At 66.6% G+C, this 20155-nt stretch carries 23 protein-coding genes; 11 read left to right on the top strand and 12 right to left on the bottom strand.

What is annotated here, in order from left to right:
• The first annotated feature begins 50 nt into the window (after positions 1-50).
• Positions 51-1163, top strand: coding sequence for a winged helix DNA-binding domain-containing protein (locus tag BM282_RS04790; RefSeq protein WP_089877234.1), 1113 nt, complete (start codon positions 51-53; stop codon positions 1161-1163).
• Between the two features lie 210 nt (positions 1164-1373).
• Positions 1374-2207 (top strand): polyphosphate kinase 2, encoded by an 834-nt coding sequence (ppk2, locus tag BM282_RS04785; protein ID WP_089877232.1) that lies wholly within the window; start codon positions 1374-1376, stop codon positions 2205-2207.
• 68 nt (positions 2208-2275) lie between these two features.
• Here ppk2 and BM282_RS04780 read toward each other — a convergent pair whose 3' ends face one another.
• Genes BM282_RS04780 through trpC form a run of 4 tightly spaced genes read right to left on the bottom strand, consistent with a single transcriptional unit; the run spans position 2276 to position 5982 of the window.
• Positions 2276-3070 carry a 2-amino-3,7-dideoxy-D-threo-hept-6-ulosonate synthase gene (locus BM282_RS04780; RefSeq protein WP_089877231.1) on the bottom strand — a complete coding sequence of 265 codons (795 nt, stop codon included), beginning with the start codon at positions 3068-3070 and terminating at the stop codon, positions 2276-2278.
• A gap of 41 nt (positions 3071-3111) precedes the next feature.
• Entirely contained in the window at positions 3112-3954 is an 843-nt protein-coding gene (trpA, locus tag BM282_RS04775) for a tryptophan synthase subunit alpha (protein ID WP_089877229.1), read from the bottom strand.
• A 1-nt stretch (position 3955) separates the two neighbouring features.
• A complete protein-coding gene (gene trpB, locus BM282_RS04770; RefSeq protein WP_089877226.1) occupies positions 3956-5203 on the bottom strand; it encodes a tryptophan synthase subunit beta in 1248 nt (415 codons plus the stop codon).
• Positions 5200-5982 (bottom strand): indole-3-glycerol phosphate synthase, encoded by a 783-nt coding sequence (trpC, locus tag BM282_RS04765; protein ID WP_089877405.1) that lies wholly within the window; start codon positions 5980-5982, stop codon positions 5200-5202. The genes trpB and trpC overlap by 4 nt, the downstream gene beginning before the upstream one ends.
• Positions 5983-6066: 84 nt before the next feature.
• Here trpC and BM282_RS04760 point away from each other — a divergent pair, with 84 nt between their 5' ends.
• Positions 6067-6519, top strand: coding sequence for an MGMT family protein (locus tag BM282_RS04760; protein WP_089877224.1), 453 nt, complete (start codon positions 6067-6069; stop codon positions 6517-6519).
• 23 nt (positions 6520-6542) lie between these two features.
• On the opposite strand, the gene BM282_RS04755 is transcribed toward BM282_RS04760, so the two are convergent.
• The 4 genes from BM282_RS04755 to lonB all read right to left on the bottom strand — a co-directional run bounded on the left by BM282_RS04755 (position 6543) and on the right by lonB (position 10652).
• A complete protein-coding gene (locus BM282_RS04755) occupies positions 6543-7034 on the bottom strand; it encodes a DM13 domain-containing protein (RefSeq protein WP_089877222.1) in 492 nt (163 codons plus the stop codon).
• 100 nt (positions 7035-7134) lie between these two features.
• Entirely contained in the window at positions 7135-7467 is a 333-nt protein-coding gene (locus BM282_RS04750; RefSeq protein WP_089877220.1) for a hypothetical protein, read from the bottom strand.
• 44 nt (positions 7468-7511) lie between these two features.
• On the bottom strand, positions 7512-8546 hold the full coding sequence (locus tag BM282_RS04745; protein WP_089877218.1) for a CPBP family intramembrane glutamic endopeptidase: 1035 nt from the start codon (positions 8544-8546) through the stop codon (positions 7512-7514).
• Positions 8547-8552: 6 nt separating this feature from the next.
• Positions 8553-10652 carry an ATP-dependent protease LonB gene (gene lonB / locus BM282_RS04740; protein WP_089877217.1) on the bottom strand — a complete coding sequence of 700 codons (2100 nt, stop codon included), beginning with the start codon at positions 10650-10652 and terminating at the stop codon, positions 8553-8555.
• Between the two features lie 168 nt (positions 10653-10820).
• Here lonB and BM282_RS04735 point away from each other — a divergent pair, with 168 nt between their 5' ends.
• Both BM282_RS04735 and BM282_RS04730 read left to right on the top strand, forming a co-directional pair.
• Positions 10821-11360 carry a nicotinamide-nucleotide adenylyltransferase gene (locus BM282_RS04735; RefSeq protein ID WP_089877215.1) on the top strand — a complete coding sequence of 180 codons (540 nt, stop codon included), beginning with the start codon at positions 10821-10823 and terminating at the stop codon, positions 11358-11360.
• 33 nt (positions 11361-11393) lie between these two features.
• The gene (locus tag BM282_RS04730) at positions 11394-12011 is read left to right on the top strand and encodes a trimeric intracellular cation channel family protein (protein WP_089877402.1); all 618 of its coding nucleotides are present in this window, start codon (positions 11394-11396) and stop codon (positions 12009-12011) included.
• An 86-nt stretch (positions 12012-12097) separates the two neighbouring features.
• Here the strand turns inward: BM282_RS04730 and thsA are convergent, their stop codons facing one another.
• Positions 12098-13660: a thermosome subunit alpha gene (thsA, locus tag BM282_RS04725; RefSeq protein ID WP_089877213.1), complete on the bottom strand. Its 1563-nt coding sequence runs from the start codon at positions 13658-13660 to the stop codon at positions 12098-12100.
• Between the two features lie 240 nt (positions 13661-13900).
• Between thsA and BM282_RS04720 the strand changes: the two genes are divergently transcribed.
• Positions 13901-14734 (top strand): amidohydrolase family protein, encoded by an 834-nt coding sequence (locus BM282_RS04720; RefSeq protein ID WP_089877212.1) that lies wholly within the window; start codon positions 13901-13903, stop codon positions 14732-14734.
• 18 nt (positions 14735-14752) lie between these two features.
• On the opposite strand, the gene BM282_RS04715 is transcribed toward BM282_RS04720, so the two are convergent.
• The 3 genes from BM282_RS04715 to BM282_RS04705 all read right to left on the bottom strand — a co-directional run bounded on the left by BM282_RS04715 (position 14753) and on the right by BM282_RS04705 (position 17034).
• Positions 14753-15655 (bottom strand): glycosyltransferase family 2 protein, encoded by a 903-nt coding sequence (locus tag BM282_RS04715; RefSeq protein WP_089877210.1) that lies wholly within the window; start codon positions 15653-15655, stop codon positions 14753-14755.
• Positions 15656-15720: 65 nt separating this feature from the next.
• Positions 15721-16437: a class I SAM-dependent methyltransferase gene (locus tag BM282_RS04710; RefSeq protein ID WP_089877208.1), complete on the bottom strand. Its 717-nt coding sequence runs from the start codon at positions 16435-16437 to the stop codon at positions 15721-15723.
• 204 nt (positions 16438-16641) lie between these two features.
• Positions 16642-17034 carry a PPOX class F420-dependent oxidoreductase gene (locus BM282_RS04705; protein ID WP_089877206.1) on the bottom strand — a complete coding sequence of 131 codons (393 nt, stop codon included), beginning with the start codon at positions 17032-17034 and terminating at the stop codon, positions 16642-16644.
• 137 nt (positions 17035-17171) lie between these two features.
• Between BM282_RS04705 and BM282_RS04700 the strand changes: the two genes are divergently transcribed.
• From BM282_RS04700 to BM282_RS04680, 5 genes are all read left to right on the top strand, one after another.
• Positions 17172-17444 (top strand): winged helix-turn-helix transcriptional regulator, encoded by a 273-nt coding sequence (locus BM282_RS04700; RefSeq protein ID WP_089877400.1) that lies wholly within the window; start codon positions 17172-17174, stop codon positions 17442-17444.
• Positions 17445-17550: 106 nt separating this feature from the next.
• Positions 17551-18336, top strand: a complete 786-nt coding sequence (locus BM282_RS04695; protein ID WP_089877204.1) for an MBL fold metallo-hydrolase — start codon at positions 17551-17553, stop codon at positions 18334-18336.
• 37 nt (positions 18337-18373) lie between these two features.
• A complete protein-coding gene (locus tag BM282_RS04690; protein WP_089877203.1) occupies positions 18374-19060 on the top strand; it encodes a YkgJ family cysteine cluster protein in 687 nt (228 codons plus the stop codon).
• A gap of 139 nt (positions 19061-19199) precedes the next feature.
• Complete coding sequence (locus tag BM282_RS04685; protein ID WP_089877201.1) at positions 19200-19607, top strand: TRAM domain-containing protein; 408 nt, start codon at positions 19200-19202, stop codon at positions 19605-19607.
• 243 nt (positions 19608-19850) lie between these two features.
• Positions 19851-20153, top strand: coding sequence for a hypothetical protein (locus tag BM282_RS04680; protein ID WP_089877199.1), 303 nt, complete (start codon positions 19851-19853; stop codon positions 20151-20153).
• The last annotated feature ends 2 nt before the right edge of the window (positions 20154-20155 follow it).

Below are 20155 nucleotides of genomic sequence, written 5' to 3'. Positions count from 1 at the left end.
GGTGTATCGTGGCCCTATTTATATACGAATCCGGGTCGTCTCTCAGTCGTATGACTCGGTCACTCTCCCGTGCGGTCGCGGACCGCGTCCGGTTCGCGTCGCAAGGGCTGTCGTCACCGCCGGCCGGTGAGACGGTGGCGTCCGTCGCACGCCGCGTCTGTGGTCTCCAAGCGCAGGACAAAACCGCGATGGCGCTCTCCGTCCGTCCCCGACTCCCCGGTTCGGTCGCCGCCGACGTCGACCGAGCGCTGTACGAGGACGAGAACGTCGTCCGAACGTGGTGCATGCGGGGGACGCTTCACCTGTTCGCGGCCGAGGACGTGCCGTGGCTACTCTCGCTTCTCGGCCCACGGTTCACCGCGCGCGGTCCGGAATCGAAACGACTCGCGGAGATGGGACTCGACGAACCGACGGTAGAACGGGCGGTCGCTCGCATCCGAACGTCTCTCGGCGACGACGGACCGCTGACGCTCGTCGAACTGGCAGACCGACTGCGAGCGGACGGTATCGACGTCGACCCTCGGAGTCAGGCGCCGAACTTCCTCGTCCGGCAGGCCGCGCTCCGTGGCGTCCTCCGTGAGACCGCACCGAAGGACGGCGCGAACGCGTACGCCCTCTTGGAGGTGTCGGAACGTCCGGCCGAGGACCGCACTAGAGAGGCCGCGTGCGAACGACTGGCGAGACGGTACCTCGCGGCGTTTCAACCCGCGACGCTCCACGACTTCGTCGCGTGGTCCGGTCTCCTCACGCGCGACGCGAAGCCCGCCTGGGAGTCTCTCCGCGAGACGACGACGGGGGTCGACGTCGAAGGCTCGCCGGCACGACTGCTCGACGCCGACGCTCTCGACGGGGTAGAGGAGCGCGAACCAGTACTGAGGCTGCTGCCCGCGTACGACACGTCTCTCCTCGGCTACGCGACGGAGAACCGACCCGTCCCACCCGAGTTCCGGTCGCAGGTCTGGCCCGGTGCCGGTGTCGTCCGGCCGACCATCGTCGCGGACGGTGCCGTCGTCGGAACGTGGCGGCTCGACCGGTCGGCGAAGACCCCGACCGTTCGCGTCAACCCGTTCGAGGTCCTTCCCGACGAGACCGCGCTCGAATCGGAAGTCCGAGATGTCGGGCGATTTCTCGACATCGAACCGGAACTCGTCGTCGGGGCGTGAGTCGAACCGACCACCGCTCCACGGCCGAACTGTCGCGCCGTTCTGCAGTTGATGTATCGAATGCCGCGATATCAAACCGAGATATCCACCGATGCTGTCCGTTCGAGGCGTCTCTGCGGACTCCGGGAGAGCCGAGTCACCCTCCGTGACAGTCACAGCGGCGAGCAATACACTATATGTCCGCTGGCTGTCGAGAGAACGTGAGCGAGTGTGTCGACAGAGGAGCGGTACAACAAGCGGGGCGTACTGAAGAAGAAGCATTACGAGCGCGAGTTGGCCCGTCTCCAAGAGGAGTTGGTCAAACTCCAGTACTGGGTGAAAGAGGAGGGACTACGCGTCTGCGTCGTCTTCGAGGGGCGCGACGCCGCCGGGAAAGGCGGCGTCATCAAGCGAATCACGCGACGACTCAATCCTCGCGTCGCCCGCGTCGTCGCTCTCGGAACCCCCACGGACCGAGAACGCGGGCAGTGGTACTTCCAACGGTACGTCGAACATCTCCCGACGGCGGGCGAGATGGTCTTGTTCGACCGCAGTTGGTACAACCGCGCGGGCGTCGAACGAGTGATGGGCTTTTGCACCGACGAGGAGTACGAGGAGTTTCTCCGGTCGTGTCCCGAGTTCGAGCGGATGCTGGTCCGGTCGGGTATCGTCCTCGTGAAGTACTGGTTCTCCATCAGCCACGAGGAACAGGAGCGTCGGTTCCGAAAGCGAATCGAGGACCCGAAGCGCCGGTGGAAACTCAGCCCGATGGACCTGACGGCGCGTTCGCGGTGGGCGGAGTACTCCGAGGCGAAAGACGCGATGTTCGAGCACACCGACATCGAAGAAGCGCCGTGGCACGTCGTCCACGCCGACGTGAAGCGACACGCCCGACTGAACTGCATCACGCACCTCCTGAGTCTCATCGACTACGGGGACCTGACGCCGGACCCCATCGACCTGCCGCCTCGGCAGTCCGAGTCGGACTACGAACGACCACCCATCGACGAGCAGAACTGGATTCCGGCGGTGTACGGGTCGAACCCGGCTGACGAAGCGCCGTAGGGGCGCGCCGCTATCGGGGCGCGTCGAGGACGGGCGCGAGAAGAGTTGGGGACGCGGGGCGGGTTAGGTTAGGCCTCGATACCCAGTCCGGCCTCGCGGAGGGCGGTTTCGGCGTCGGCGTCGTCGTGAATGACCGCACTGACCGCGCGGGTGATGGATTCAGGGTCGTCGTGTTGGAAGATGGACCGCCCCATCGACACGCCCGCGGCACCACCGTCCATCGCGCCGCGAACCATCTCGATAGTCTGTCGGTCCGTCCCGCGACTGCCGCCGGCGATGACGACGGGGAGACGCGTCGCCTCGCAGACGCGTTCGAAGGAGTCGGGGTCGCCGCTGTACGCCGTCTTCACCACGTCGGCTCCGAGTTCCTCCGCGAGGCGGACGGCGTGCGCGAGGTTCTCCGGGTCGTGGGGGTCGATGTCGTCTCCGCGAGCGTAGTTCATCGCGAGGACCGGAACGCCGTATCGGTGGGCTTTCTCGGTGAGTTCGCCGAGTTGCGTCATCTGTTCGGGTTCGTGTTCGCTCCCGACGTTCATGTGGAACGAGACGGCGTCCGCGCCGGCGCGGAGGGCTTCTTCGACCGACCCGGTGAGTCGTTTGTCGTTCGAGTCCGGGCCGATGACCGTCGACCCGTTGAGGTGGACGATGTAGCCTTTGCCGTTCTTCTTCGGGTGGACGCGCCGGGCGACACCCTTCTGCGTGAGGACGGCGTCCGCGCCGCCGCGCGTGATGGCGTCGACGGTCGTCTCCAAATCGACGAGGCCCTTCACCGGGCCGAGTGTGATTCCGTGGTCCATCGGGACGACGAGATATCGTCCGCCTGTCGAGATACGTTCGAGTCGTGCTGAGATTCCTACGTCCATGGTATGTGAGTTAGGTATGGGAGTGTGTAGCAAATGCGTCGTTATGTGCGTTCTGCTTGGGGCGCACGTTGCGCCAATCCGCGCTCTGCGCCGTCTTTCAGTTCGCGCGCTTTCTCTTCGAGTCGCGCCGCCACCGTCGCCGCGTCGTCACCGTTCTCGTGGCCCTCCGCCACGATGTCGACGAGGGCGCTCCCGACGATGATGCCGTCCGCACCGCCTTCGACGATGCGTTCGGCGTGGTCGCCGGTCTTGATTCCGAACCCGACCGCTTTGGGTACGTCGTACGCCGAGAGGCGGTCGAGACTCGCGGCCGTCTGCCCGGAGACGTCGTCCTGTGCGCCCGTCACGCCGAGACGCGCCTGCACGTAGACGTACCCCGAGACCTGTTCCATGATGCGTTCGAGTCGGTCCCCGCGCGTCGTCGGCGCGACGATGAACACGAGGTCGAGACCGAACTCGTCGCACGCCTCGCGGAGGGGGTCCGCCTCCTCGGCGGGGAGGTCCGGAACCACGAACCCGGAGAGGCCGAGTTCGGCGGCCTTCTCGACGAACGGTCGGGGGCCGGATTCATCCCCGTACTGGTAGATGAGGTTGTAGTACGTCATGCAGACGAGTGGCACGTCCACGTCGAGTGCCTCCACGAACTCGAAGAACCGCGCGGGCGTCATCCCGCCTTCGAGCGACCGCACGACGGCCTCTTGAATCGTCGGCCCCTCCGCGATGGGTTCGGAGAACGGCAGGCCGAGTTCGATGACGTCGGCTCCGCCGCGTTCGAGCGCTTCGACGTACTCGATTGACGACTCGAAGTCCGGGTCGCCCGCCGCGAGGTAGGGGACGAACGCCGCGCCGTCGGCGAAAGCGGCGTCCAGTTCGGGGTTGCTCATCTCAGAACCCCCCCGCGAACGCGTCCATGTCGGGTGCGATGTCGATGTCTCGCTGTGCCGTCTCCTCGATGACGGATTCGAGGTCCTTGTCGCCGCGACCGGAGACGTTCACCAGCACGGTGTCGCCGAGTTCCTCGTCGTTCGCTTCGAGGTAAGCGAAGGCGTGCGCCGTCTCCAGTGCGGGAATCACCCCCTCCAACTGCGAGAGGCGGTGGAACGCGGTGAGTGCGGCGTCGTCGTCGACGTTGACGGCCCGCACGCGCCCCTCGTCGACGAGGTAGGCGAGTTCGGGGCCGACACCGGCGTAGTCGAGGCCGGACGAGACGCTGTGACTCTCCATTATCTGGCCGTCTCGGTCCTGCAAGAGTTTCGTTCGCGCGCCGTGGAGGACGCCCTCGGAACCGGTGGAGAGCGACGCGGAGTTGGGCGCGACGCCCGCCTCCTCGTCCACGTCGAGCGTCGAACCACCGGCTTCGACGGCGTACAGTTCGACCCCGTCGTCGTCGACGAACTCGGCGAACGCGCCCATCGTGTTCGACCCGCCGCCCGCGCAGGCGAGGACCGAGTCGGGGAGCGTTCCGGCCTTCTCGCGCATCTGTTCGCGCGCCTCCTCGGAGATGACCGACTGGAAGTCCCGAACCATCGCCGGGAACGGGTGCGGACCGACGACGCTGCCGATGACGTAGTGGGTGTCTTCGACGTTCGTCGCCCAGTCGCGCATCGTCTCGGAGATGGCCTCCTTCAGCGTCCCGCGACCGACGGTCACCGGGTTGACCTCCGACCCGTTGAGTTTCATCCGGAACACGTTGGGTCGCTGGCGGTTGATGTCGCGTTCGCCCATGTACACCTCACAGGGCATGTCGAGGTGCGCGGCGGCCATCGCCGTCGCCGTCCCGTGCTGTCCCGCGCCCGTCTCGGCGACGATGCGCTCTTTGCCCATGTACTTCGCGAGGAGTACCTGTCCCAGCGCGTTGTTGAGTTTGTGCGCGCCCCCGTGGAGGAGGTCCTCGCGCTTCAGGTACACGTCGCGGTCGTACCGTTCCGAGAGGCGTTCGGCGTACTGCGTGGGCGTCGGTCGCCCGCCGAAGTCCGCGAGGCGTTCGCGGAACTCGTCCATGAAGCCGTCCTCGTTCGCCAACACGTACCGCTCGTACGCGTCTTCGAGTTCCTCGATGGCCGGCATGAGTGCCTCGGGAACGTACTGTCCTCCGTAGTCGCCGAACTTCCCGTCGAAGCGTGTCTTGCTCATTCTAATTTCTCCGTCTCCGGTGTCGCAGTCGCGAACCGTTCTGTGTTCTCTCGGACGTCGCCGTCCATGATGGCGGTGCCGATGAGGAGGGCGTCCGCGCCCGCCGCCCGCATGCGGCGAGCGTCCTCGGCCGTCAGGATACCGCTCTCCGCGAGGAGCGTCACGTCGTCCGGAACGTGGGGCGCGACGGACTCGAACGTTTCGAGGTCGACGTCCAACTTCCCCAGGTCCCGGTTGTTGACGCCGACGATGTCCGCACCCGCGTCGAGTGCGCGTTCGAGTTCCGCGCGACTGTGAACCTCGACGAGGGGTTGGAACCCGCGTTCGCGCGCGGCAGCGACGAGGTCAGAGAGGTCGTCCGGAACGAACCGCGCGATGAGGAGGACCAGGTCGGACTCGACGGCGTCCAGTTGCGACTCCTTCACGACGAAGTCCTTGCGGAGGACGGGGACGTCGACGGCCTCGCGGATGCGTCGGAGGTTCTCCACGGACCCGCCGAAGTGGTCCGGTTCGGTCAGCACCGACAGCGCAGTCGCGCCGCCCGCGACCATCTCGCGGGCGAGTTCGACGGGGTCATCGGTGCGTTCGCCGTCGGTTGTCGGACTGGTGGGTTTGACCTCCGCGACGACGGGCACGCGACCCGCCGCCTCCGTCGCGGCGACGGCGTCGGGGAACGACCGCGCCGTCACCGAGACCCGTTCGTCGCCGCCGGGTCGGTCTCTCGCGGCGTCGAGGATAGACCGGACCTCGGGCGCGAGTGAATCCTCACTAGCGTTCATCATTGTACAATAACGCACTCATCTGCACATAAGGCTTGCGCGTCGTCGTCAAGGTTCAAGGGTGGTCGCGGCCAACCGACGTTCATGAACGCTGGCGTGTTTGCCCGCGAGTTCGACGGACTCGACCGGGCGGTGCAACTCGGTGTCGCGAGTGGGAGCGTCATCAGCGTCTCCTTTCCCGCGTCGCTCCCGTCCGACGCCGAACCCGACCATCCGCTCTTGGACCGCGTCGACGACTACCTCGCCGGTTCGGAGGACCACTTCGACGACGTGCCCGTGGCGTTGACCGTCCCGACGGACCACCGCCGAGTGCTGGACGCCGTGCGGAAACTCCCCTACGGCGAGACGCTCGAACTCCGCCGCGTGATGCGGATGGCTGACCTGGACCCCGACGACGAGGACGACGTGGCGACGGCGCGGGCGGCACTCCGCGAGAACCCGGTTCCGCTGTTCGTCCCCGACCACCGCGTCTCGGACGCGTCGGGGGCGACGCCCGACGCGGTCGCTCGGCAGTTACGGCGACTGGAGTCGGCGTAGCGGCGCGTCCGAGTCGCGTTCGCTCACGACTCGACCGCTTCGAGCGCCGCCCGCCCGAACGGCGTCGAGAACCGGTCGCACCAGATGCTCACCCCGCGGAACTCGCTCACGTCGAGGGCCGCCGGGAGTCGCTGGGTGAACGTCCCCTCTTTCGTGCTCTCGCCGCCGTCGGCCCCGCCGTCGACGAGGACTTTCGTCCCGGCGGCCACGTCCGCGGCCGTCTCCGGCGTCGGTGACGGCGTCAGGTAGACGAACACGTCCGGCCCCTGCGTCTGTTCGTAGTCGACGAACCTGAGGGCGTGGCTGTCGTCGTCCCGGCGGAGTTCGACCGTTCCGGCGACGTCGTGGCCCGTCTGCCCCTCGAACGTCCCGCGCCGGAGTACCGTCCCCGTCGACGCGTCCGCTTCGCCGACCATGGTCGACTGCTCCGGGAGGAACAACTCCGCCACCGCGACGGCACCGACGCCCGCGGCGGCGACACCGACGATACCACCGAGGAACGTGCGCCGTTGCATACGCTTCCGTCGTCGCCTCACGGCATAGTCACGCGTCGGTCTGGTGTCAGCGACGCACAGGCGACGACCCGCGCCTCGGCCGACGACCGGCCGCGAGCACTCACTGGCGGTTCAACAGAACGTAGCCGACGAACCCGCCGACGAACAACACCGTCGTCACGAGGTCGACGACCGTGAGGCCGGTGACGACGACGACGAACTGTCCGAGACCGGCGAGGACGAACGCCGCCGTCGTCGCCGTCTTCGCCGTGCCGTCGGGGTAGCGGGGGTTCGCGTACGTCGTGTAGCCGAAGTAGAGAGCGACGAACCCGAACCCGACTTCGACGAGCGTGTCGATAGCGGCGTTTCCGGTCAGTATCGAGGCGACGACGAGTACGAGAAATCCGGCGAGGAGCACCTGTCCCAGCCGTTGATTCGACATCGAAGACGACATACCCGAACGAGAGCGGGGACGGATAAAGTCGTTCGGGACCGCCGTCAGTCGGCGTCGTCTCCGAATCCGGGCCGGTTCGTCCACTCGAATCCGAGGCCCTCGTGGACGACGAACTCCAGCGCGTTCACCAGATAGTGCGCGACGACGACGACGAACAGACTCCCGGTGACGACGAACGCGGCGGCGAGGACGAAGCCGAGCGTCCCCGTGACGAGAACGCCGAGTCGGCCCTGCGCGCCGTGGCCGAGGGCGAACGCGACCGAGGAGAGGAGTGCGAGGAGCCACGGCGAGACCGAAAATCCCGCCGCGAAGACGCCGACGAGTGCGCCTCGGAAGAGGAGTTCTTCGAACCCCGCGATGAGGGGGAGGACGACCAAGAGGAGGACGGCCCATCCGCCCTTCGAGTCCGGTGCGAGCGCGCCTCGCAGTTCTTCGGAACTCCCGAGACCGTACGCCGCGCCGACGGCCGCGCCGACTTCGTTCGCGGCGTAGAGCGCGACGCCGAGGCCGACGCCGAGGAGGAGTCCCGAGAGCGAGAGCGTCTCGACGTGCGCGCCGAACGCCGACGCCGGTATCTGTGCGTACCACGCGCCGGCGAGGAGTGCGACGGCGAAGACTCCCTGCGAGAAGGCGACGTTCGCGAGGAGGGCCGCCGTCGATAGCTCTGCTGTCTCCTCCGACGGTGCCGAGCGATACCGAACGCCGGACTTGGGGAGGACGAACTCGCGACTCACGTCCTCCGCACGCGTGGGTGTGGGTTCGGCGGCCGTGTCCGCGGGTTCGGCGGTCGTCTCTGTAGGTTCGGCGGTCGTGTCCGCAGGCCTCTCGCCCGTTCCGGTCGGTCCGGCGAAGTCGGTCGGCGCGTCCGATTCTGCGGTCGCCGTCTCGTCGGCCGCGTCCGTCCCGTCCGCCTCCGCTTCGGAGGCCGACTCGTCCTCCGAGAGCGAACGGAGCCGAGTCCCCGTCCGTTGCGGTGGCTCGTCGTCGTGAGAAATCACGCCTCGAGAGGCGTAGGAGAGCGCCAAGAGGCCCGTCGTGACGACGGCCGCGAACGCGGCGAACGTCGCCCAGTCGGGCATCCGACGTTACTGCGGACTCGGGCTGGACGGCCCGGTGACGTTGCTGCCTTCGGTGAACGCAGAGCCGGTGATGCTCTTGAGGCGGTCCACGAGCGAGTCCTTCTCGGGTTCGCCTTCGAGGGCGATGTCGAGAACTTCGCTGATGTGCGAGACCGGGATGATCTCGACCATGTCCTTGTACTCGTCTTCGATCATCACGTCCTGCATGTTCGCCTGCGGGATGATGACCTTCGTGCACCCGGACTTCGCGGCGGCCTCTATCTTGTGCGTGACGCCGCCGACGGGGAGGACGTCACCGCGGACGGAGAGACTGCCGGTCATCGCGAGCGACTGGTCGACGCCGACCTCTTCGAGGGCGGAGATGACCGCCGCCGCGACGGTGATGGAGGCGGAGTCGCCGTCGACGCCGCCCTGTCCGGCCTGGACGAACTGGATGTGGATGTCCTTCTCCGAGATGTTCTCGTCGGAGAACTTCTTGATGATGGCGGAGACGTTGTCGACTGCCTCCTGTGCCATCTCCTTCAGTTGACCGGTGGCGATGACCTCGCCCGGCCCCTGCGACGGCGTCACCTCGGCCATGACGGGGAGCATGATACCGGAGTCCTCGCCCATGACCGCGAGACCGTTCACGCGGCCGACCTGGTAGCCGTCGGCCACCTGCAGTTCGTAGTCCTTGCGGCGTTCGATGTAGTCGTCCGCGAGTTGCTGTTCGATGGAGCGACTGCGCCCCTTCGCCTGCAACACGTGGTCGCGGGTGACCGCGTCCGCGCTCTCCGCGCGAGCGATGTCGCCGGAGACGCGGACCAGACCGCCGAGGTTACGCAGTTCGAGCGTGAGGTGACCTTTCCGACCCGCGCGGCGACGGGCTTCGAGGATGACTTCCTCGATGGCCTCGGCGCTGAACTCGGGCAGGCGGCCGTCCTTGCTGACCTCCTGAGCGACGAAGCGCGCGTACTTGCGCCGCATCTCGGGGGTGTCCTCGATGGTGTCGTCCATGTACACCTCGTACCCGTACCCCTTGATACGCGAACGAAGCGCGGGGTGCATGTTCTCCATCGCGTCGAGGTTCCCCGCGGCGATCATGATGAAGTCCGTCGGGACGGGTTCGGTCTGGACCATCGCGCCCGAGGAACGCTCGGACTGGCCCGTGATGGAGAACTCGCCCTCCTGGATGGCCGTCATCAGGTGCTGCTGGGAGCGGATGTCGAGCGTGTTTATCTCGTCGATGAACAGCACGCCCTTGTTCGCTTTGTGGATGGCTCCGGGTTCGACCCGGTCGTGACTCGGCGTCTCCATCCCGCCGGACTGGAACGGGTCGTGCCGAACGTCGCCGAGCAGTGCACCGGCGTGCGCGCCGGTCGCGTCCTGGAACGGCGCGGCCGTCTGATCGGCGTTGTTCACGATGAGGTTCGGAATCATCGCGTCGCTGCCGCGAGACCCGTAGCGGAACGCGAGGTAGATGACACCCGCCGCGAGGATGCCGAGCAGAATCTGCCCGGCGATGATGAGCGAGTAGCCGAGGACGATGGCGATGATGATCCACATGAGGAACGAGCGCATCTGGTTGCGCTTGCGAGCCTCCTCTTTGTGGGCCTCGACTATCTGCTCGCCCTTGCCCGCGGGGACCGTTCGGACCTTCGGGTTGTTCCCGTCGTCGGGGTTGTGATAGACGAGGACGTCCTGCAGTTCCTCTTTCGGCAGGAGTTCGGCCATCGCCTTCGCGAGCATCGACTTGCCCGTCCCGGGCGACCCGATCATCATCACGTGGCGACGCTGCTTTGCCGCCTTCATCACCACGTCTCGGGCGTGTTCCTGCCCGATAACTTGGTCGACGAGTCGGTCGGGAACCGATATCTCGCTCGTCGAGTCGATCTGAAGCCCACCGAGGAGGTCGTCTTCGTCTACGTCGTCGGCAACGTCGGCTTCGACTTCGACGTCGCTACCGAGGTCGTCGATGGTCCGCTTATCGACTTCGTCCTCCCCGTCGTCGGGGCCGGACTCCGAGAAGGCCTCGTCGTCCACATCGGACGGGGGGCGAGGAGTCTCCTCGGGGACGTCGACCCCCTCTTCGGAGGTGTTGTCGTCGGTATCCATGTCGTTACTCATAGAACTGTTTCGCTACTTCAAATGAAGGCTGCACGACTGATATACTTTCTCCCCAAATGCACACCCATCGCCACGGCGACATTCGGCAGATTCAGCCGCCATACACGACGATATCGTACGTTCACCCAACTCGTCGCCTTTATAAACCAGCCACGAGAAACGAGGTGCATGCGGGGGTTCTACATCGGTCGTTTTCAGCCCTACCACAACGGCCACCACCGGATGGTCGAAGAGATAGCCGACGAGGTCGACGAACTCGTCCTCGGAATCGGGTCCGCCGGCGACTCGCACTCGCCGCGGAACCCGTTCACCGCGGGCGAGCGAATCATGATGGTGACGAAGTCGGTCGTCGACTTCGACATCACCACGTACGCCGTCCCCATCGAGGACTTGGACCGAAACTCCGTTTGGGTGAGTCACGTCCAGAGCATGTCGCCGGCGTTCGACGTGGCCTACTCGAACAACCCCCTCGTCATCCAACTGTTCTCGGAGGCGGGCGTCGAAGTCCGCCAGTCGCCGATGTTCAACCGCGACGTGTTGGAGGGCACCGAACTCCGCGACCGGATGGTCCACGACGAGAACTGGCGTGACCTCGTCCCGGACCCGGTCGAGGGCGTCGTCGACGAGATAGACGGCATCGAACGCATCCAACGCGTCAGCGATACCGACTCGAACGGCGGCATCGACGACGACCCCGTCCCCTCCTGACGCGTGTTCGACAGCCTCGACCCGTTCGCCCTGATGAACGTCGTCGGCCTCCTCGCGTTCGCCGTCGCGGGGTCGCTGAAGGCCGCTGACGCCGGACTCGACGCGTTCGGCGTGGCCGTTCTCGGCGTGGTCACCGCCCTCGGCGGCGGGACGACGCGCGACGTTCTCGTGAACCGCCTCCCCGCCTCGCTGGCGACGACGTGGGACGCCTCCGCCGCCCTCCTCGGCGTCGGCCTCGCCATCGTACTCGTCCGCAGAACCCCCGAACACGTCCGCATCCGCGACACGCCCGCGTTTCTCGCCAGCGACGCCGTCGGCCTCGCCGCCTTCGCCGCGACGGGCGCACTCGTGGCGACCGAGACCGGACTGACGCCGTACGGCGTCGTCGTTCTCGCGACGGTCACCGCCGTCGGCGGTGGCTCTCTCGCCGACCTCCTCATCGGGCGGGTGCCCGTCGTCTTGCGCGAGGACTTCTACGCGACGCCCGCGGTTCTCGGCGGCGCGGCCTTCTGGGTCGTCGCCGCTCTCGGCGCGCCGTCCGGCGTCCCCTCGGCCGTCTGCGCCGTCCTCGTCTTCTCGACGCGCCTGTTGGCGCTTCGCTACGACTGGCACCTGCCGAGGATACGCATCGACGGTCGGGCGAGTGAGTGACGCCGACGGGCGGAGAGACGGCGCCGTCGCTCGGTGGGACGACGTCGATAGAAAGGAGACGGCTCGTGGCAGCGAGCCGGGTCGGATTACTCGGCGGCGATGACGTCGTCGATGCGGACGATCATCGTCGCGGCCTCGGTGGCGGACTCGACCGCTTCGCGCTTGACCGCGGCGGGGTCGAGGATGCCGGCGTCGACGGGGTCACCGATCTCACCGGAGCGACCGGACGAGATGATGCCCGCCACGCCGTCGCTCTCGTAGCGCGCGCGCAGGTCGACGAGCGCGTCGATGGGGTCCATGCCGGTGTTCTCCGCGAGGGTGCGCGGGAGCGCCTCGACGGCGTCCGCGAACGCCTCGACGGCGAGCTGCTTGCGGCCCTCGATACCGGCCGCCTCGGCGCGGATGTGGTCGGCGATGGCGACTTCCGTCGCGCCCGCGCCGGGGACGACGCCGCCCTTGTCGATGGCGGCGGCGACCACGTCGATGGCGTCTTCGATGGCGCGTTCGAGTTCGTCGACGACGTGTTCGGTGCCGCCGCGGAGGAACAGGGTGACCGCCTTCGCGGCCGACCCGCCCTCGACGAACGTGAGTTCGTCGTCGGCGTACTTCTTCAGCGAGACGCTGTCGGCGTGTCCGAAGTCGGACGCGTCGAGGTCCTTCGTGGTGCCGAGACGCTTCGCGCCCGTCGCGTGGGCGATGGCGCGCGCGTCGGACTTCTTCACGCTCTTGAACGCGAGGATACCGGCGTCGGCGAGGTAGCCCGCGACGCGGTCCGAGATGGACTTCGTGCAGAACACGACGTCCACGCCGGCGTCTGTGAACACCTTCGCGTAGCCCCGAAGTTCGTCGTCTTCGGCCTTGAGGGCGGCGTCCAACTGGTCGACCGAGGTGATGTTGTACTCGGTGTCGACCTCACCCTTTCGCACGTCGAGTTTCACGTCGAGGACGGCGACGGTGGCGTCTTCGACCGTCTTGGGCATGTTCTCGTTGGCGCGGTCCTTGTCGATGACGACGCCTTCGACGAGTTCGGTCGCCGAGGAGGACGCGCCCGTGCGGGTCATCACGCGGACGTCGTCGCGGTCGAAGCGGCCGTCGTTTTCGGCGTGGACCATGCGGACGGCCTTCACGACGTGTTTCGCGAGGATGTCGGCGGTCACGTCGCCGGTTCCCTTGCCGGTCATGCTCGACTCGGCGACCTTCTCTAAGAGTCTGTCGTCGAGGTCGAGGTCGAGTACCTGCGCGTCGATGGCCTCCTGTGCGAGTTTCGCCGCTTCGGTGTAGCCCTCGACGATGACCGTCGGGTGGAGGTCCTGTTCGAGGAGGTCCTCGGCGTGCGCGAGGAGTTCACCCGTGAGGACGGCGGCGGTGGTGGTGCCGTCGCCGACTTCCTCCTCTTGGGTCTCCGCGACTTCGACGATCATCTGCGCGGCGGGGTGTTCGATGTCCATCTTCTGGAGGATGGTCGCGCCGTCGTTCGTGATGACGACTTCGCCCGAGGAGTCGACGAGCATCTTGTCCATGCCGCGGGGTCCGAGCGTCGTGCGGACCGCACTCGCGACGGCCTTTCCGGCGCGGATGTTCGAGTCTTGGGCGGCCTGGCCGTGCGTTCGGGAACTTCCACCGGCGAGGATGTACAGGGGCTGCTGCATTCGTGACGACATGATTGTGAAACCTCACCGCAGTAGACGCTTGCGGTTCTATAAATATGTATCGCTGAGTCTGTGCTGTGAAATCGCACGACAGCAACCGAATTACCGTGCTATCGTGTCTCTCTGTCGACGATGGTCGAACGTCTATTAATATAAAAATCCACTGGCCGAATGGTCGACTCGGTTCTCGGAGCAGTCACTTCTACAAACTATTTGAACCCGTGGGCGAAGCGTCGAACGATGCTGGAACTGAACCACGGGTTTCGGGTGGTCGACGTCCACGCTCGGTTGGACCCCGACAGCGAGGAGTCGGTGGCCACGCGGGGACGCGAGATAAGCCCCGAACGGTTGGAGCGAGAACTCCACCAAGCGGGCGTCGTCCGCGCCGTCGTCTCGCCCGGACGACGCGCCGAGGGGGAGGGCTACCTGCGCGCGAACAACGCCGTCGCGCGGATGAGCGTCGACCGACCGTTCCTCGCGTTCGCCCGGGTGAACGGTCCGCGCGACCCGAGTGGGCGTGCGACCGCCCGCCTCCGCAACCTCACCGCCTCGCGCGACGAGAGTCACGCAGACCCCGAGGACATCGAACAGTACGCCTACGACGACCGGTTCCACGGGTTCACGTTGGCACCGGCCGTCGACGGCCTCCCGGACGAGGAGACGTTGGACCAACTGGCGGACGTCGGGCTTCCGGCCCTGGTCCACGTCGGCCGCGAGTTCACCCCCGAGGACGCCGCCGAGACGCTTCTCGACCGCGGATTTCCCGTCGTCTTCGCGGCGTTCGGCGGCTATCCGCTCGACCGCGACCTGATGAACCGGAGTATCGACCTGTTGGACCGCTACGACGACCTCTACTTGGAGACGAGTTTCGTTCGCTTCCGCGGCGTCGTAGAGCGTGCGCTGTTGGAGCATCCGGACAGAGTCATGTTCGGAAGCGGCGTCCCCGAGGCACACCCGAACGTCGGCGTGATGGAGATACTGACGCTCGACGTCTCCGAGGACGCGATGCGGCGGGCGTTCTCGAAGAACGCCGCCCGCGTGATTCCGCAACTCGCACCGGGCGAGCAGTCGTAGCGCACGAGTCGCGGTCTCTCAGCGCCAGTCGTACGTCGCCACGGCGCGGTCGGCCCGCTTCGAACAGCCGTGCGGGTTCCGCGTCGTCGACCGGTCGCGGGCGCGGGCGACGAGTCCGTCCGAGAGCCCCGTCGCCATCCCGGAGACGACGTCTCGACCCGTCCCGAACCATCCCGTCGGCGTGGCGTCACCGCGAATCACGTCGCGTGCGGCGGAGACGGCGTCCGTCCGGGCGTGCTTGAGCGTCCGTCGGGCGACGGTCGGTCGGAACCCGTAGTTCTTCGCGAGTCGATAGCCCAACGCGCGGTACTTCCACCCCCAGTCGCGTTCCTTCACGCCGCCGTCCGCCTCGTACTCGGTTCGGACGCTCATCTCGGGTCGCCACGTCACGCCGAATCCGGTCGCCGCGAGTCGGTGCGCCGCGTCGCGCGCGCCGCCCGTGTGGAGGTACTCGTCGAAGCCGTCCAGTTTGTCGAGGGCGGCCCGGCGGAAGGCGACGTTCCCGCCGTTGAAGTACACCACGTCTCGCCCGCAGATGGTCCGGCGTTCCAGCGTCTCGGTGGTCATGCCCGCGCGGAGCGTCCGGTGGGACGGCCCGGTGACGACCGGGGCCTCCGCTAAGCCGTCGGTGACGCCGTCGAGCCACTGGTCTTCGACGGCGACGTCGTACCGGACGAAGGCGACGGCGTCGCCGGACGAGGCGCGAATTCCGGCGTTTCGTGCGACGTTCAGCGTCCGGTCCGATATCTCGACGAGAACGTCGACGTCGTCTCGGTCCCGCACCATTCCGGTCGTTCCGTCCGCCGACGGGCCGTTGACGACGACGACTTCGGCGTCGGGTGCGGCCTCGGCTAACGCGTCGAGGCTGGCGGCGAGGCGGTCCCGACCGTTGAGCGTCGGAACCACGACCGAGAGGTCCATACGCGTTCGTATCTACGGAGAAACTTAAATGTCGCCGCTCGACACCGACGGAAGCGTTCGCGGGGTCAGTCGCTCGATTCGACGGACGCCGTCCAGTAGGAGACGGAGGCGAGTCGTTCGCCGAGCGACGTGCCGCCGAGCGAGGTGTCGAGTCCGCGGAGTTCGCCCGCGATGCCGTTCGGGAGCTTTCGATACAGTCCGTACGGGACGACGAAGTCGTGGGTGGCCTGCGTGAGTCGAAGTCCGGCGTCGTGGAGCAACCCGTCGACTTCGTCCTCGGCGTAGAGGCGCGACCCCATCGGCAAGAGCCAGTTGTACGCGACGCGAGCGCTGGTGTCGTTGAACGTGTCGAAGAACACGACGTCCTTCGAGACGCGGGCCATCTCCGCGAGGAACTTCGCCGGCGTGTCCGCGAGGTGGAAAAACCGCATCGCGAACACCGCGTCGAAGTGGTCGTCCGGGAACGGCAGTCGCGCCGCGTCGCCGCGGAGGAACTCGATTCGGTCCGCGACGTCCGCGCGTCGTGCCTTCTCGCGACCCTTCGTCATCATGGCCCGCGAGATGTCGAGGCCGACGATGTTCGCGCCGCGTTCGGCGAGCATGACCGTGAAGCGACCCGTACCGCAGGCTATCTCCAGGATGTTCTTGTCTTCGACGGGTCCGACGGCGTCGAGGACGGCCTGTTTCTCTCGGTGGTCGATGTGTCGCCCGCCGCGAGAGAATCGCTTCGAGTCGTACTCGTCGGCGACGTCGTCCGCCTGGTACCACTCCTTTCCTTTCACACTACGTCGTACTGCACACCGACGGACTAAAACCGTACTGGATACCGTTTAGTCGTCGCCGACACGCGGGAAGTAATCGCTCGACAGCGTACGCACGGGTGGAACGCGTGCGAGAGGGGCGGAACGGGTCTTTTCCCCGACGGCGCGCCCGGTAACCGACCGGCCGACCCGTCGGTGACTCGGACGACTCGTCAGTAGCCCGGACTACCCGCTGGTGACGATGTGCTCCGTGGGAACGCGGATGATGACCCGCGCGCCGGACTCCTCGCCGTGGTGGGGGTACTCGTCGACGCCCATGTACCGCTTTGCGAGTGCGTCGATGTGCTCCACCGCTCCGTCGTCGACCAACTCCGCCTCCCCTCGGACGGAGACGTAGCGATACGGGTCGTCGGGGTCGAGGACGGAGACGCCCACTTTCGGGTCGTGCTCGATGTTCGTCACCTTTCGTCGGCCGCGTGCGCTGTTGAGGAGGACGTACTCGCCGTCGTCGTGGTCGACCCACACGGGCGTGACCTGCGGCGTCCCGTCCGGCATGACCGTCGCCAGGTGTGCGAACGACTGCTTCTCGAAGATGTCGCGGTGCGATTCGGGAATCACGACCGCCCTCTCGCGCGGCGACGACAAAACCGTTCGCCGCGAAGACATTATACGGCCTTATTTGTGTATTATGTGTCTGGATTGTTTTGACACACTTGTAGCCAAGCTTTACCATGGACTACGCGTTCTCGTGGAGTATGAGCACCACTACCGCAGAGATGAACCGTGAGGACCCCCTCTCGGAGACCGAGTTCCGCGAGCGACTCCGCGAACTCCCTCCCAGTGCGAAACTCGTCGCCAAAGTGTTAGAGGGCGACGCACCGTTGTCACAGGGACAACTCGCCGAGGACTCGCTGCTTCCCGACCGGACCGTACGCTACGCGCTCAACCGACTCGAAGAGGCGGACCTCGTCGGGTCGCGCTACAGTTTCAAAGACGCTCGGAAGCAAGTCTACTTCCTCAACACGTAGACAGCGAGACGGTGTGAGCGACGGCGGCCGAAGACGCGACTGACCAAGCCATCCCGCGTTCGCTCACATCAGTATCGTTTTGCGACACCCCCCCATACCGCGAGTCGTGACTCCACTCATCCGCGCATCGGTTCCGATCGTCACCCGTGCGCCCGCGGGAGCGACGAACGCGTATCTCGTCGGGTCCGACGAGGCACTCCTCGTCGACCCGGCGGGCCGAACCGACGAACTCGACGAACTCGTCTCCGAGACGACCGTCGAGCACATCGCAGTGACGCACACGCACCCCGACCACACCGGGGCCGTCAAGGCGTACGCCGAGGAGACGGGCGCGGCGGTGTGGTGCCGTCGCGGCCGCGAACTCCGCTTTTCCGACGTCACGGGCGTCGAACCGGACCGCACGTTCGCCGAAGGCGAGACGATTCCGCTCGGCGAGACGAGCGTCACCGTCCTCGACGTGCCGGGCCACGCGCCCGACCACGTCGCGTTCGAGGGCGACTTCGGCGTCCTCTGCGGCGACGTCGTCGTCGCCGACGGGAGCGTCGTCGTCGGCGCACCCGAGGGGAACGTCCGCGCGTACCTCGTCGCCCTCCGCCGCCTGTTCGCCAGAGACCCCCCGGCGCTGTATCCGGGCCACGGCCCCGTCGTCCACGACTCGAAAGCGACCTGCGAACGGCTGATTCGGCACCGAATCGACCGCGAGAAACGTGTCTTCGACGCCGTGACCGCCGGCGCGCGCGACGTCGAGGAGATACTGGACGTCGCCTACGAGAAGGACCTCTCGGGCGTCCGCGACCTGGCCCGCGCGACGGTCATCGCGCACGTTCAGAAACTCGCCGCCGAGGGACGCCTCCGATACCAGTCGAACACCCACCGCGTCGAACTCGCGTAATCGAGGGGGTTTTGCCGGTCACGCACCGACTGCCGGTGTGAGCCACGCCGGTCCCACGTTGGAAGACGAACTCGAACGCGCCCGCGACCTCTCGGTCTCGGACCTCGCAGACGCCATCGAATCTCTCGGCTTCGAGTGCACTCGCTGCGGGGCCTGCTGTACGGGCCACGACGCCGGCGACGAGACGGAGCCCCACACCGCGACGGTGTTTCCCGACGAGGTACGCGAGGTGCAGGACGCCGCCGAGACGCCGCTCGACTGGCGCGACGTGGCCCGACCGATGCCGTTCGGCCTCGTCGAGGGCGACGACGGCCCAGAAGGCGAGACGTTCGAGTGGGCGCTTCAGACCGACGCCTGCGGCGACTGCGTCTTCTACGAGGAGTCCGACGGGCAGGGGGCCTGTTCGGTCCACCCCGACCGACCGCTCATCTGCGAGACGTACCCGTTCAGCGTCGCTCTCGGCGGGACGAGTCAGCCGATGGGCGAGGCGGTGGACGAAGAAGGGATGGTCCGCGCGCACGAGTGCGAGGGCCTCGGCCGCGACATCTCGCGCGAGGACGCCGAGGAACTGGCGGCGGCGCTGAAAGAACGCGCAGTCCGGGAACTAGAGGAGGCCATCGGCGTCAGAGACGAGTTCGCTCCGGTCGAGACCGGACCGGGCGAAGTGGTCGTTCACGACTCCGAGGGCGCGAAACGGCCCGACGGAACTCCCGTCGAGGACTGAGTCCGGTCGAGGTGCGCGACGCGGCGACGGCCGAACCGGCGGACCGACCGCAGAACCACCCGAACCCGTCACAGAACCGCCCGACATCGGCGGTACACATTTAACACTCCCGTGAGACGTGCGTCTGGAGGTCTATACGGTGGAAATCTCAGATAAACTCCTGTGTCTGTTCAACACCGACGTGCGCGCGGAGGACGACCGCTACGTGGTCGAAGTTCCGAAGCGCGAAGTCGAGGCCGGCACCGTCGAACCCGGCGAGACGTACCGCGTCGCTCTCATCTCTCGTGAAGCAATCGACGAGTCGTCGTCCGGCGAGACGACTACCCAGACGACGCCGTCGTCAGAACCGCAACCCCCCGTCGAAGTGGGTGAACTCCGGTACGTGGAGATAGAAGACATCGGAAAGCAAGGAGACGGTATCGCCCGCGTCGAACGCGGTTACGTCATCATCGTCCCCGGCGCGGAAGTCGGCGACCGGGTGAAGATAGAGGTCACGGAAGTCAAGTCGAACTTCGCCGTCGGCGAAGTCATCGAAGAGGACTTCTAACGAGCTTTTTGCGGACTCGGGTGCGCCTTCGGCGCACCTCTCTCGCGAGAACGCAGTGCGTTCTCGCTGGCTCACGTGACGCGTTGCGTCACGCGAACGTTGCAAAAAGCTCGACCAAAAAGAGGCCGTGCCTCGCTCACTGTGTTCGCTCGGCACGGTACGACTCGGAATCACTGCCGTCCGAACGGTCCGACCGCGCGCACCACCGAAAACTGTTTGCCACTCGTTACTAATTGTGATGGAATGAGCTGGTCTCACGACGCACCCGATACGACGCTTCTCGGCAGATACGCCCCGAAGAGTCGCCGCTGGCGACTGCGCGTCGTCGCACTCGCGGTTGTCGGCGCGCCGGTGGCGCTGTACGCGGTTCTCGCAGTCGTCTCCAGCGTGGCCTCGGGACCGACGGCGACGGCGGTGATACTGCTTCTCGCCGTGCTCGCGCTTCTCGTCCCGACCGTCGGCGTCGCCGTCCTCCTCGCCCCCGAATCGGGAAAGACTGACGCGGAGGGAGGCGACCACCGCTCGGACGAGTCGGCCCGTCGCTGAGT

Source organism: Halogeometricum limi (assembly GCF_900115785.1).
GTDB lineage: Archaea > Halobacteriota > Halobacteria > Halobacteriales > Haloferacaceae > Halogeometricum > Halogeometricum limi.
Note: the sequence above shows the minus strand (reverse complement) of the source record. Positions and strands in the feature narration are given on the sequence as shown.